The organism is Paenibacillus sp. FSL W8-0439, assembly GCF_038008995.1.
Lineage (GTDB): Bacteria > Bacillota > Bacilli > Paenibacillales > Paenibacillaceae > Paenibacillus > Paenibacillus polymyxa.
Genome location: NZ_JBBPAK010000001.1, coordinates 758,079 through 772,468 on the forward strand (window position 1 = coordinate 758,079; position 14,390 = coordinate 772,468).

Genomic DNA, 14,390 nt, shown 5'->3' on the forward strand with positions numbered 1-14,390 from the left:
GAATAGAGGAGTGCATCGCTATGCCAACCCGAGCAATCCGCTGGTTTCGGGCGCTGATGGCCCCGTATCGACGTAGCATTCAGCTCAAGCTAGTCTTGACGATGATTGTTCTATCTGTGCTGCCGGTCATTGCTGTCACGGTGCTGGCTGCGGAGAAAAGCAGATCGTCTATGGAAACCGAAGTGGTCGAGACGAACATGTCCAATATGAAATGGACGGGCATTTATATCAGCGACCAGTTAGATCGTCTGAATCATCTGATTTACAGCATTCAGATCAGCCCTGATCTAAGCGATTATTTAAATGAACGAGAACCCGACAATCTTTCAAGCCAATTTAATGCCCAGCGAAAAATGCTGAATACGCTGGCGAATGTGTATTATTCAGCCGGGAGTCATGTCATCGGTATTCAGCTATATTTGAAGCAATCGCAAACCGTGTTCACCTTCAATAGTATGCAAAATGAAATTACGACAGTGAGCGGTATTCCCTCACAGTATGCCGAGATGTGGCAAGCGAATAAGGATTATTCGATTCGACCAAGCTCCGCTGACCCGGAACGCTTTACACTGACACGCAGTATTCGGCGTTTTGAAGACCAGAAGCAGACGGGGGCTATTTCATTGGAGGTGCTGTGGTCACAATTCGATCAGACGCTGGGTCTGCTGGGACGAGGGGATCAGCATCAAGTGTTGATTACAGATAGGGATGGCAGAGTTATGTATCCAGTGCAGGCTCGGCAATCGCCTCCTCCTGCAGGAGTGCTGGCTGCTCTTCGTGACGTTAAGCCGGGTCCCGGGATGCTTCAAACTGCCGAGCATTATGTGTTCTACAATGATCTGGATGTGGTTGGACTGAAACTGGTCAAAATCATACCGACTTCCTCCATTAACCACAGTGCCTTTTCAACCATGCTGTATGGTATTGTCGTAGGCGTAATTTCAATCCTGGTTTCCATTTGCATCGCCGTTTTCATCGCATGGCGGACCGCACGCCCGATTGTCCGTTTGGCGCGTTCGGTGCAGGAACTGGATATGATCAAGGGACCGGTTGGAGAACCAAGTATACGACCGGATGAGATTGGGTTGCTGGAAAGAAGTTTGCATGGGATGGCAGGCCGAATACGCGAACATATCCAGACAGAATACAGTATCAATTTGCAAAAAAAGACGGCTGAATTGAAAGCGCTCCAGGCGCAGATTCATCCTCATTTTCTGCAAAATACGCTGCAAATGATCGGAAGTATGGTGTTTTCGCAAAAGCCGGAGGATACCTATGAAGTCATTCGTTCGCTGAGTGAGATGTTCCGTTACGTGGTACGGGAGCCTCAGGATATGGCCTCTCTGCGCGCAGAGCTCGATCATGTGGGACATTATATGCGCATCCAGCAGCGTCGTTTTCCGCAAAGATTGGTATTTCAGGTGGAGACAGAAGAGCAGGCAATGGATATTCGTTTGCCGAAGCTATCGCTTCAACCATTGTTGGAAAACGCATTTCAGCATGGTCTTGATCGCAAGGCAGGGGCGTGGAAAATGGCAATCCGCGTGGAGATTATGAAAGAAGATGTGTGCATTACGGTCAGCGATAATGGTAACGGTATGCCCCCCGACAAGCTGGAAAAAGTTCGAGCTAGGCTGGAAAACGCATCGGAGGAACCAATTTGGGCGCAGGGCAGTCATATTGGATTAAGCAATGTGTCTTCACGTATAAGGATGAATTTTGGAGTGCATTACGGAGTGACGATAGATAGTGAGCAAGGAGTCGGTACATGTGTCACTATTCGTATTCCATTCACCTCAGCAGAGGAGGGCAAAGTATGATCAAGGTATTAATCGTTGACGATGAGCCGTGGAACCGCGATATTTTGAAGACGTTTGGCACATGGGAAAAGCTTGGAATGGTGGTGGTGGGCGAGGCAGAGGACGGAGATGAAGCATTCAGGCTGGTCGGGGAGTTAGCTCCCCATATTGTGATTACGGACATGCACATGCCAGGTGCGGACGGAGTGGAGCTGCTGCAAGCGCTAAATAACCAATGTCCTGATGTGAAAATCATTGTCGTGAGCGGATATGATGACTTCGCGTATGCCAAACATGCGATCCGTTACAAGGCTGTTGATTATTTGCTAAAGCCTGTCAATCCTGTCGAGCTGAATGCGGTGCTGCTCAAATGCAAAAACGATCTGGAGGTCAAGTTGGCCGAACAGCAACCAGAAGCAACAGAACTGGATTATGAGTTTTTTCACAAGTTAACCCGGTATAAGCAACTGCTGCGTCTTTATTTTAATGAGCTGAATCGTGATGGGGTGAACTTAACATGCAGACAGGTTGTGCAGGAGTTGGAGAGTTATGGAGCACCAGGTCAAACTATGCTGGGCAGGCTGGTGCAGGAGCTGCTTTCTCTGCTGAAAGAGCTGTCAGCGGATAACGGGCTGAATACTTCTACGGCAAAGGGTGGATTTCCGCTTTCGCAGGCTGTTCTATCCTCTGTAGAACATGCGCTGGAATTCGTATCGTCATGCTATGTTCAGGAACTGGATCAGCTGATTCGGCAGCGGAAATACAAAAACAAGCTGAATTTGGAGGAGGTACGGCGGTATATCGATAGTTACTATGCAGGGCCGATCACACTGGAGCAGTTGGCGAAAAACTTTTTTGTGAGCAAAGAGTATATGAGCAAGGTATTTAAGCAGGAGTACGGTCAGAATGTAACGGACTACATTGTAGAACGGAGAATGGAAAAGGCGCGGGAATGGCTGGCCAATAAACAGATTTCAATTAAAGCCGTTGCAGAGATGGCTGGGTACGAGGATGTGTCTTATTTTTATCGGGTATTTAAAAAGCATTTTGGCATGGCCCCCGGTGAAATGAGAAAGGAAGTTTAAAAAAATCCAATTCAATATGCTAACGGTGTCCAATGGCAGAAGTGGCCTCCCATCCTATAATGAAAGCGTATACAAAATCGTTATTTTCAACTTAGGGGAGGTCATTTTGCATGAAGATGTGGAAAGGTGTATTGAGTACGATGCTGGTTGGCACGTTGTTGGCCGGATGTGGAGCGAATTCTTCAGGCAGTGACAGCAGCGGTTCCGGTGGAGACGGCAAAACCGTAAATCTCAAAATGTTTATTGCTCAGCCCCGTTTGAAGGAGCACTACGATAAATACATTAATGCGTTTGTAGCCAAAGAGAAGAAAGATAAAAATATCGACGTTACCGTTCAACTGGAGATGCCGCCTGCTGACAATGCCGCACAAATTTTGAAGACAAGGCTCGCATCAAACGATGCACCGGACGTATTCGCACTGCATGCGGTGAATGAAATTCCACCGTTTTACAAAGCGGGATACTTGGAGGATTTGTCCAGTCAGCCATTTGTCAGCAAATTGATGGACAGCGTTAAGCCCTCGGTGACAACTCAAGACGGCAAGGTTGTAGCGGTTCCTTTGGAAACGATCTCCTGGGGCTATTTGTACAATAAAAAGATATTTAAGGATTTGGATTTGAAGCCGCCGGGAACGTTGACCGAAATGAAGGCTGTCGTCGACAAGCTGAAAGCGAATCATGTGAAACCGTTCCTGTTGTCCTACAAGGAATCCTGGATTCCACAGTTGTTCGTGCCGCTCACTGCAGGTGCAATGATGAACACACAGAATAAGGATTTTATCGAACGGATGAATCAGGACAAAGGCTCTTTCTCGGAAATGAAGAGCATGTTCGATATTATTGATCTAGTGAACAGCAACGGTACAGATAAGGCGCTGGAAATTGGCGGGGATGATGGGTCGGCGGCATTTGCCTCAGGTAAAGCGGCGATGTGGATTCAGGGGCCGTGGTTTGCGGAAACGATTTTAAAATCTGATCCGAAGATGGACTTTGGAGTAGCCCCGCTACCGATTAATGACGATCCGAATGCGACCTTGATCAATCTGTCCACTTCGACTTCGCTGGCTGTATCCTCTACAAGCAAGAATAAGGAGGTTGCACTCGATTTTGTTAACTATGTGTTGGACGACAAGGATTCCAGCGCGTTCTATGAAGCATTGAAATTTAACCCTATCTCCAAAGTCCATACGTTCAAAAGCTATCCTTGGGTTAATGACGCTACCGAATATGTGAAAGCAGGCAAGTCGTACCAAGATCCATCCATCCCGCAGGCGGTCAAGGACGAGGCAGGTAAGTCGCTCCAATCCTATTATGCTGGTCAGCTCTCGCAGGATGACGTCATTAAGGCGCTGGATAAGGCATGGAAATCGTATAACAAAGTGAACAAGTAGCGGGAACCTACAGAATGACATCGGGAGGGAGAGACTCCATGCCTTTTAAAATCTACAAAAAATACGTCATGCTGCTGGCGTTTACTGCCCCGGCACTGATCTTTTACGCCATCTTCCTGCTTATTCCAACGATCAGCGGCATGTACTACAGCTTTACAGACTGGAACGGATTGAATCCCAATTACAACTTTATCGGCTTGGGGAACTTTGTGGAATCCTTGAAGGAAGACCCCGATTTTCTCAATTCCCTTTGGTTTACACTTAAATACGTGTTGGTCATGATCGTGCTACAAAATGTACTTGCGCTAGTACTGGCAGTGTTGATTGAATCACGCACACGCAGCAAAGGATTTTTTCGGACGATATTTTTTATGCCCAATATGATCAGTACTATTATTAGCGCATTTATGTGGACATTCGTTTTTTCCTCTGTGCTGCCGCAGATTGCCGAAAAGACGGCTATCGCCTTTTTAGGTCAATCATGGCTGGGTGATCCGAAAGTATCGTTCTTTTCCATCATTATTGTCTCGCTCTGGAATGGTGTGGGATATATGATGATCATCTATCTGGCTGCACTTCAGGGTGTACCACAAAGCTTGAAGGAGGCTGCTATTATTGATGGAGCGAACGCATTTCAGACATTGCGAAGTGTGACGCTGCCGATGATTACCCACGCGATTACGATCTGTTTCTTCCTGACACTTAACGGTGCTTTCAAGGTGTATGAGGTTGTGTATGGACTGACTGGCGGAGGACCGGGACGCAGCACACAGGTAATTACGATGAACATTTATGAGGAGGCCTTCTCGAATAATTTCCGCTATGGCTATGCGAGTGCTAAATCCGTTATTTTGTTCGCCATTGTGCTCATCTTTACTCTGATCCAGCTGCGTGTCATGAAGAAGAGGGAGGTGGAGGCATGAGGCTGAAAAAGGCTAATTCCTTGCTGATCACGCTGATTCTGTGCGTGGGCGCAGTCGTGTCCTTCTTCCCGATCTACATGGCGGTCATTAATTCGTTTAAAACACAGGGTGAGATGTTTGCATCCTTTACGGCGCTGCCGACGAAGCTTCACTTTGAAAATTACAGCCAGGCCTTTCATCAGACCCATTTGCTGAACAGCGCTCTGAATTCTACGATTATTTCTTTTATCGGCATTGGCGGGATCGTGGTCTGTTCGGCACTGGCAGGCTACAAGCTGTCTCGTACAAGTGGAAAACTGAGCAGTGCGATTTTCTTCCTGTTTGTTGCGTCCATGCTGGTGCCTTTTCACTCTATAATGATACCGCTTACACGGATGGCGAAAGATTTGTCTGTTCAAGGCAGTACGTACGGCTTGGCTTTGATCTATATCGGTTTGGGCGTGAACATGGCCATCTTTTTGTATCATGGATTCGTCAAATCCATCCCGCGTGAGCTGGAAGAATCCGCGCAAATGGACGGCTGCAATGAGTTCCAAACGTTCTTTCGCATTATATTTCCCTTGCTGCTGCCGATCACCGTCACAATTGCCATTTTGGATTTCCTGTGGATTTGGAATGACTTTTTACTTCCACTTTTGATGCTGACGGATGTGAACCATTACACCCTGATTCTCTCGACCAATATGTTGTTTGGAGAATACAACAAGGATTGGTCGCTCATTCTGGCTGCGCTCGTGCTGACCTCCATCCCGGTTATTCTGATCTATGCCTTTTTTCAAAAATTCATTATGGAAGGCATTGCGGAGGGAGCAGTTAAGGGATAAGCTGTGCTTCTCATTGCTAAAAAAAGCCTTTCTTAACCACGAACGTTTTCAAAAGAGACTAAACAGCCTGAGCCCCTACGAATATGGGACTCAGGCTGTTTAAATAGGGCTTATTAATAACTGGCTGCTTGATAGGGAACTTCAGTTCATAAGGGCATGCTTTTTTGTCGTGCTTGATGACGTCCTAATCTTCCAGGACCTTGCTGTCTTCTTGGAATAACACGTACGATGCCTTGCTGCCGAACCGGGAGCCGGACGCTTACTGTGAGCTTTACTTCGCAAACAGCGTGCTGCTATTCGTATTGTTCTGCGGAGCATAAGCGCCGTCCCAGGTGATAAAGAAGCTTGCTCCAGTGTAGACCTCATTCAGGGCACTGCTCCAAAGCGAATAATCGAATTCCTTGAGCTGATTATTGTTGCGATCCACATGTTCGCCGCCCACGGCTGGTCCAATCTCGCAGAAGCCATAAGTTTTGCCAAGTCCTTTGATGTCATTGTAAGCCATCTTGATTTCATTGTCATTGGACGGATCGTCGCTGTAGGCGTCGATGCCAATCCAAGTGACATAGCTGGAGCCGGGATAATAAGCGGCCGCGTTGGCTCCTTTATTTGGAGCATAGACAAAATTGACGTTGGACATGCCATGGGTTGTCACGATGTAATCGTACAGATTGATGTACAGGTTCTTATAGTCTGTCGTGTTCTTGTTTCCCCACCAGAACCAGCCTCCGTTCATTTCATGGAAGGGTCTATAGTAGACGGGGGATGAGTCAAACTTTTGCAGGCTAGTCACAACATTGTCAATCTGAGCCTTATAATTTTGCAGCCATACGGGGCTGGATGAATTGATGGATGAAATGTCTGTATTGGCCAAGATCTTAAAATCGGAATCAGACATCGGGGCGTTTACATTTCCACCCTGGGGATTGGGCATGTGGGTAGAAATGGTAACGATTTTACCTAAGCCTTGGATGGCTGAGGCGCTATGGGAGGTAATGGAGGCTGCATCGCTCCCCCCGTAGTTCCAGTTCAGCAGATCATAAGAGACGATGTCAGGGTTGTAGGTCTGGACAGGACTGGTGTCTACACTTCCGTCATAGCCCAGGAACATGCCAGTATAATTGATATTACTTTCCGCGCCTGCCGTCATCGGTAGCGCGAATAATAACGCAGCCCCGGTCAGGGCGGTGATCAAGCTCTTCGTTTTCTTGAATGAATTCATATTGGTTGTCCTCCTAATGTTTTATATCTTGCTATCGGTTAACGCAAGATAAGGTGTGTTAAGTGAAAAATGTTCTAGTACACTACCTCCTCGGATCGGCTGGTTGACTTTTACTATCAATCACAACGTACATTATTTTTAGCGAGTTGATCCCATCTTCCTATAGGAAAGAGCTTTTTGACGAATCCTCAATTATATCGACTGCAAGGAAAAAAACTAAAATAGTTCTATTGAAGTAAAAATTATTTCATATAACAATAAACTATCAATTTCTGCAAACAGTGGTAGAGGCTAAGTATGTGAAAAAGAAAATATTTCCGGTTCATTTTTATGAATTTTGATTGCAATTATTGTTATTCTTGTACTATATAGAGAATTCATACTCGCACACTTGACGTTACATCTATTTCTACACACCATTGTTTTTAACAGAAATTAAGCAGCCTAAGACCGTATGAATATCGGACTTAGGCTGCCTAAGGTTGCTTTTTTATTACTGTTTACTTAACAGAGATCAGTTCAATTATAGAAAGGCCTCTTATTTTGGAATGACCACACATCCAACTTTCACTTCGACAAACAGCTTATTATGAAAAATAAAAGCGAAATGATGATTATAAATAGATAAATACTAGAAATTCGTCTTCCAATAAGAGCTCCAAAATCTTCAGAATTTTTATATCCAATGATTAAGCTAGGAATAAATAAAATACTCGATACAAAAATAGTGTAGTGGAACCCAGTATTATTAACAGGATTGGACCATGCTGACATTCCTAAAAAGGAAAGCAACTGGTCTCCGAATATGTAATCGCCAAATTCAAAAGAAACAGCCATGCCAAGAAGAGATAACAGCAGTGAAAGTGATCCCCGGCCTATTTTCTTTCTGTTGTTTCTCAACACTGTGAAGATAATCAGTAAAATTACAATTGCCTGTATGCTGTATGTCAATATCATTGAAAACATGAAATACCTCCTCGAACATTAGAATCAAATGATCGAATGCCAATTTCGCGAGTGATTATACCATATTTTGTAATTCCTTCATATATAGTTCGATACGGAGTTCGGTAGCGCAACGGTCCGTTTGGAGCTAGAGAAGCAACAGCGATCGTAAGATCAAATGGAACGCAGAGCGGCCTTAGCCATACAATATTTCATCTGAAAGTAAAAGGAGATGATTATGTTGGCTACCTTCTCGGCCGCGCTTCAAGTGAAAAAGCGGATGGCCAAGCGAGTCTTAAAAATGTCCGGTGTTCACGGCATTGGCGTAGGCTACAGGGACCCTGCGCACCCCAAAAAGGGAGCCGCTGTCATTGTGTACACGGACCGTCTAGCGTCGGCCTCTACTGGACTCTTGTCGGCCACTGCCTTAGGGAAGAAATCGAACGTTCCTGTCCGAATTGTAAAGACTGGAAAAATCAGGGCTAATGCTACGGACTACAAAGTGCGCATCCGCCCGGTCATCGCCGGCTACAGTGTCGGGACGATTGAAGGCTCCGGTACAACCGGACTTATCGTTGCCCCAACTGGAGCGCCGGCTACACGTTATCTTTTAAGCAATAACCATGTGCTCAATCCCTCCAATACAGACAATCGGGAGGCTACAATTCAGCCAGGCGGAGCCGATGGGGGGACGGTTGCCCAGGATCGTATAGGACGACTGTATCGTTACGTACGCTTAAATCCCACTGGAACGAACCTGATTGATGCAGCGCTTTCGCTTCCGACCCGCAACAACCTGCTCAATCCCCGTTATGCTACAGTGGGAGCGATTCCGGGTCATGTTACCGCCTATCGCATAGGAGAAAGATTGAAGAAGGTAGGGCGTACGAGCGGGCGGGTTAATGGCACGGTAGAGTCCGTCTATACGGACTTGCAAATCAATTATGGTGGTGAGTTGGGCCTGCTGACCTTCGAAGATCAGACAGTTATTAGAGGTACGACTCCTGTATCACTACCCGGGGATTCCGGCTCTGTATGGCTCAGACAGTCCGATAATTATGCAGCCGCGGTCAACTATGCAGGCACGGCAGATGGTCGCTTATCCATAGCCTTTCCAGTGCAGTGGGTCATGCAGGTATTCAACACACGAGTAGCCCGCCCCAGCGGGGCAGGCAGGGTACTCAGGGTAGATACAGGATCTTCCCCTCGTTCCTATACTAGACAACTCACCAGTGAGGAGCTCGTTCGCTTAAGACCAAGAACGACACGTATTAGACGAAGCTAATTGCTCTGCAGATGGAAGAGCTACGGCTAGACCCCTCGGTAAAGTGGTCGATTTACCAGCTTTCCATAGGAAGGCTCGCTTCGGAAGCATCATCTCCCCGGATTTCTCCCCTGATTGCAGAATTAAGATAAGAAATCCGGGGCGGAGGCGATGGGAAGCACCCGCAAAAATAATTCACGATACCAATCATTTACGACGCCAATGATTCATGGTACGAATCATTCATAATACAAATCATTCACAATCTAAAACGTTAATGGCATGAAAGGAATGCATTAAATTAAATTTATAATTACATTCTAATCGGCCCCTTCAGCATATGCTTGGACTCTCAAATCATGGGCTGTAATGGTGCTGCTTGCCGAGGCCAAGCCCCTGATTTCCTGAGCAGTCAGAGCTCTGTTGTAAATGATCAGCTCATCTACTGCACCGTTAAGATAAGGATCATCAAACTGGGATTTCCCAATGTAGTTCCAATCTGTCAGTCCAAGGCTGGAAGGTCTCAGCGTCATACCCGTGTTACGTGTCGCCTCTATACCGTCCACATACATAATTCCCGTAGTGCCTGACAGAGTCACTGCTACATGCTTCCACACCCCTGTCGCCAGTTCCGGGGCGTTCAGCTGCTGTTCCTCTCCGTTCCCCAAGACAGTGATGGCAAAACGCATACCTGTCCCTTCGGCCTTCGGGGTCAAAAACATATACCGATCTGTTCCTGCTCCAAAATCAAACAGACGAGCCCAGCCATTATGCGTGTTCACTCGTACCCATGCTGCAATCGTAAAGTCATTTAAACTGCTAACGATTCCGCCGGGCAGGCTGGCATAGGCGCCAATACCGTTAAGGCGCAGGGCATTGCCATTCCGCCCCGCGCTCCACGAGCCGCCAATTACACTGGCCTGCTGCCCATAACCTGACGAATCGGCTGCGGTTGATCCGGCCGTTTCGTTAAATTCATAATGGGCTATAATGTCCCCAGCGGGAGCTGGATTGCCTGTACTGGACTGAATGCGGATATCGTAGTTGGCTGCCGTACCGATATTCAGGCTGGTTGTAGTCGCAGCACTGTTAACAGCAGTGACTGAGCCGGTTTTTGTGCCGTCTACCAGTACGTCATACGTACCTGTCGCGAGTCCGGTTATTGTCACAGTAGTAGTATGAGCTGTGCCTGGTGTCGTATTTTTCAACATCAGACGGATGTTGTTCTTGGATTTGGACACGACGGCCAAGGTATATTGGTCCCGGTTCAACTCCAGACTCAGCTTCTGGGTAATCAGATGCAGACGTTGGAATACGCCGTCTTTTGGAGTAACCGTATAGCTGTTATTGCTTTCTGTAACGTCACAGCCATAACCGAACAATCCGAATATGGGATCGACAGCAACATCCGAACTTAGGATTTTAATGGCTCCAAACAGTCCTAGATCGGCTTCCCCGGACATGCCACGCCATCCGTTAAAGAGAGGGCCGCCGTCCAGACCAAGGGCGCCGTAATTGCCCTTACCTGCCTGATATGTCCAAGATACTGCCCCGATATTGGCAGGGTCCGGGCTGATCTGTCCTGAATTAATCGCCCCGATGTTCGCCAGTTTGGCGGCATAGGATAGGCGCTGGTCCACTTCTGGCTTGGACGAATAACGACGTGTCCAGTCATCCATCGCATAGCCCGCCAGCGAAGTGGTGTACTGGAAGTTCCACCAATTCTCTCCGGTGATTGTGACCGGATCGGCGTAATAGTACCAGACAGGCATATGTCCGCGTGCGGCGCGTGTTTTGGCATTGATTTTGCTCATCATTGTCGTATTGCCGTTCATTTTGGCAAGTGTATATACCGCCTCTTCGCCTGTATTGTCATAGTTGTACTCAGAGCCATAGGGATAGGTGGTGTTTTTGAAATTGTTGTACTTGGTAGCCATTTTGGCAATCATGTCGTTAGCCTCAGTAGTCAATCCTTCTTCCTGAAGCGCCTTAATCATATCAGGTGTGGTCAGCTCACCCATAAGCCCTGTGTTCCAGTTATAAGCAACAGGACCTTCATACAACGCTTTAAAAATACGATAAGCACGTAGCAAATATGTGTTTTTGCTATTGCGATAGCTGACCAGGTTGGGATACAGCTTGGCAAGTTTATACATGCTGAAAAACGTATTATAAATGTGCGGATAGGCATAGCCCCGGTATGTTGGTGTCGTATTAGGTTGTGGCATCAGGAAATCAGGGACCAAATAATCGGTATGATGGCCTTCCATCAGATTCGTCCAGATAGCCACCTCCAGATAATCATCGACAGCCTTGATCTCAGACGCCACGGGCTTCTGGACATTTTTCTCCGCTAGAAACTGGCCGTGAGTTAATCCCCAATCATCACCCCAGCCCCAGTAGCCAGCAAAGCTGTTGCGTTTGGCCTTATATTGCATCATCCAGTCGTCAAACACCTTGTCCCGCAGGTCTCCGGGTACGTTCCATTGGGTGCTGTTGACCATGAAGGTGGAGTGACGCTGAAGTGCAGTGTCAACCGGCTCAATGGCATAGAACTGGAGAACGGTTTTTTCGCCGTTACCGTAATTTACTGTAATATTGTTGTGACCCAATCGTCCCAGTGTAAGCTCATATATTTTGTGGTTTGTAGGGGCATTTTCCAAATAGCTGATGGTCGTTTCGGAGGGATACTGCGCTGTGACAGAGGTAATGGATTTACGGGTATGCAGATCGAATTTAGCTTTGAGATTGGTCGGGACAATCATACCCGGAACCACGGTCACATCTACATGCCCCTCGCTGTATAGCCTGTCCTTTACAGCCTGCTCGTCCGTTACCTTGTAGAATTTAAAGGCATACGTTTTGCTTTCACCAGGGGCCAGCGACAGACTGGTGCTTCCGAGATAACCACGGTTGGTGCTTTTGATGACATTGGAGTGGATATAGAACACATTAAGTCCCTCAGACCAGCCGCCTTGCTCCATAGCCCATGTACTGCCAGGATGCTCCTCGACTCTCCAGTGGTCCTGATATTCGAGACCAGCACCCGTTGCGGCATCAGGTAGCAGCAGGATATACGGTCCGATGCCGCTAGGTCGTCCAGCTGTAATAAAGGAACTGTGATGACCTACAAAGGAGTGAGAGAGTACTCTGGTTTCATAGATTTGTTCATTATTGCCACCGGACCAGTATTCGTTAAAAGGAAGCGGCAGCCCCCAATCTCCGATTTCCAGTGCTTGATTAGAAGTATTCGTTACTTTCATTTGCCAATGTAAATAGTCGTTAACCAACGAATAGGTTTCTTGTAAAGTGAAGTTGCGTATTCCCTGATGGTTGGAGGAATTTTGATAGGATATCTGGACGCTGTTACCAGAAGAGATGATCTGGCGCACATCAGCAGAATTGCTTGTCCATGCCCGAGTCCACGCCCCGTTACCGAGACGATAGGTGAACATGAGTTCACCCAGCCACTGATGATCTGACGTATTTTGTTTAGGTGCGTTAGAGCCGTTCATGACATAATTCGTATTGAAGGTGTCTCCTGTCAGACGTAAGGAAGAGATATCCCCATAATCCCCGATTGAGATGGAGAATATTTGATTAGATAGCTGTACTGCCATGCTATCAACCTCCTAACAAAGGTTCGTGAGTTTGCTCACATGTTAATATATGTGTCAAAAATACTTTTGCTACCCTATGCGTGAGAATTAATAGAAAATAGATTCATATAGATATCCTAGAAATATATTCATAGTGGAGGTAGAGCTATAATGAAAAATAAAATGGAGTCACCGAAGATTCCTGCGGACTTACCCGTATTAAATGAAGAAATACGCTCCATACGATCCAAAGACGAACTTAGTACAGGGTCTGTAGAGGATATTATTTTGGACAATATGGAAGCAGTTAAGGTTTCATTAGAGAAGATGGTCTTCAAAAGTGTCACCATCATGGAATCATCATTGCCGGAAAGTGAATGGACAGACATCATTTTTGATAAATGCGATCTGTCTAATATTAATTTTTCCGGCTCCTTTATCCATCGGGTAGAGTTCAGAAATTGTAAATTGCTCGGAACGGATTTTTCGAGAAGTAGGCTCCAAAACGTTCGTTTTCTGGATTGCCTAGGGGATTATTCGATGTTCCGTTTTGCTAATTTCAAGCAAGTTGGTTTTGAGGATTGTTCTTTGATAAGTGCAGATCTTTATCATGCAACACTACAAAAAACCTCTTTTGCCCGTTGCAATCTGGATCAAGCCATCCTGTCGGGGGCCAAGCTCAAGGGAATTGATCTCAGTGATTGCGAATTTGACGGATTACAAGTGGAGATAGAAGACTTGAATGGTTGCATCATCTCACCGCATCAGGCTTCATCCTTTGTTGGCCTTTTGGGGCTAGTGATTAAATAAGGGGTTCAGGGCAAAGGTAGCCATAACAAAGAAAAGATCCGCCTAAGCGGATCTCTTGCATTTATTGATAGCTTATTTCTTTTTAATCACCGGACGTACAGGCTTCGTTGTCAAGACATTAAGCGCGTCACGTACTTCTGTGGCGAAAACAAGCGGCTTTTCTACTTTTTCAAAGTGGATGTACCAAAGGTTAGGGTTATCGAATAGCCAGTGATTGTGGAGTGCCGTCACTTTGATATCATGGTTACGAAGTCGAGAAATAAACGGATTAATTTCTGCGGTCAGAATCACAGTTTCGACCAAGACATAAACCTTTTCCGTTACGGCCAATGCTTTCGAAAGAAAAAGCTTGGGGGATGGCAAGAAAGGATCTGGCCCTTTTCCCCAAAATGATCGGCTTGATGTTATTTCTGACTGTAGATGCAGTACAAACTCCGTTAATGATTTGAGGTGTTGCTTTTAATATATCGGCAAACCGTTTACAAAGTGGACTAACTGCCATTTCTCTCACTCCAATTCTTTTAAGTT

General features: G+C 46.4%; 11 protein-coding genes. 7 read left to right on the forward strand and 4 right to left on the reverse strand.

The annotated features are described in order from the left end of the window. Window positions 1-20 precede the first annotated feature (20 nt). The 5 genes from MKX36_RS03390 (at window position 21) to MKX36_RS03410 (ending at window position 6,022) form a co-directional block, all read left to right on the forward strand. A complete protein-coding gene (locus tag MKX36_RS03390) occupies window positions 21-1,820 on the forward strand; it encodes a sensor histidine kinase (RefSeq protein ID WP_340864220.1) in 1,800 nt (599 codons plus the stop codon). Then, window positions 1,817-2,884, forward strand: coding sequence for a response regulator transcription factor (locus MKX36_RS03395; RefSeq protein ID WP_025363984.1), 1,068 nt, complete (start codon window positions 1,817-1,819; stop codon window positions 2,882-2,884). Before MKX36_RS03390 ends, MKX36_RS03395 begins: the two co-directional genes overlap by 4 nt. 110 nt (window positions 2,885-2,994) lie before the next feature. Beyond that, entirely contained in the window at window positions 2,995-4,275 is a 1,281-nt protein-coding gene (locus MKX36_RS03400; protein WP_340864221.1) for an ABC transporter substrate-binding protein, read from the forward strand. Between the two features lie 38 nt (window positions 4,276-4,313). Continuing rightward, a complete protein-coding gene (locus tag MKX36_RS03405; protein WP_016819393.1) occupies window positions 4,314-5,198 on the forward strand; it encodes a carbohydrate ABC transporter permease in 885 nt (294 codons plus the stop codon). Further along, complete coding sequence (locus tag MKX36_RS03410; protein ID WP_340864222.1) at window positions 5,195-6,022, forward strand: carbohydrate ABC transporter permease; 828 nt, start codon at window positions 5,195-5,197, stop codon at window positions 6,020-6,022. The genes MKX36_RS03405 and MKX36_RS03410 overlap by 4 nt, the downstream gene beginning before the upstream one ends. Before the next feature lie 271 nt (window positions 6,023-6,293). On the opposite strand, the gene MKX36_RS03415 is transcribed toward MKX36_RS03410, so the two are convergent. After that, entirely contained in the window at window positions 6,294-7,244 is a 951-nt protein-coding gene (locus tag MKX36_RS03415; protein ID WP_340864223.1) for a glycoside hydrolase family 26 protein, read from the reverse strand. Between the two features lie 567 nt (window positions 7,245-7,811). Beyond that, window positions 7,812-8,210, reverse strand: a complete 399-nt coding sequence (locus tag MKX36_RS03420; RefSeq protein ID WP_340864224.1) for a hypothetical protein — start codon at window positions 8,208-8,210, stop codon at window positions 7,812-7,814. 217 nt (window positions 8,211-8,427) lie between these two features. On the opposite strand from MKX36_RS03420, the gene MKX36_RS03425 reads away from it, so the two are divergent. Continuing rightward, entirely contained in the window at window positions 8,428-9,474 is a 1,047-nt protein-coding gene (locus MKX36_RS03425) for a hypothetical protein (protein WP_016819389.1), read from the forward strand. A 299-nt stretch (window positions 9,475-9,773) separates the two neighbouring features. Here MKX36_RS03425 and MKX36_RS03430 read toward each other — a convergent pair whose 3' ends face one another. Then, complete coding sequence (locus MKX36_RS03430) at window positions 9,774-13,073, reverse strand: DUF5695 domain-containing protein (protein ID WP_340864225.1); 3,300 nt, start codon at window positions 13,071-13,073, stop codon at window positions 9,774-9,776. A gap of 150 nt (window positions 13,074-13,223) precedes the next feature. Here MKX36_RS03430 and MKX36_RS03435 point away from each other — a divergent pair, with 150 nt between their 5' ends. Beyond that, the gene (locus tag MKX36_RS03435; protein ID WP_017425731.1) at window positions 13,224-13,862 is read left to right on the forward strand and encodes a pentapeptide repeat-containing protein; all 639 of its coding nucleotides are present in this window, start codon (window positions 13,224-13,226) and stop codon (window positions 13,860-13,862) included. A 72-nt stretch (window positions 13,863-13,934) separates the two neighbouring features. Here the strand turns inward: MKX36_RS03435 and MKX36_RS03440 are convergent, their stop codons facing one another. Then, the gene (locus MKX36_RS03440; RefSeq protein ID WP_340864226.1) at window positions 13,935-14,165 is read right to left on the reverse strand and encodes a DUF1259 domain-containing protein; all 231 of its coding nucleotides are present in this window, start codon (window positions 14,163-14,165) and stop codon (window positions 13,935-13,937) included. Between the last annotated feature and the right edge of the window lie 225 nt (window positions 14,166-14,390).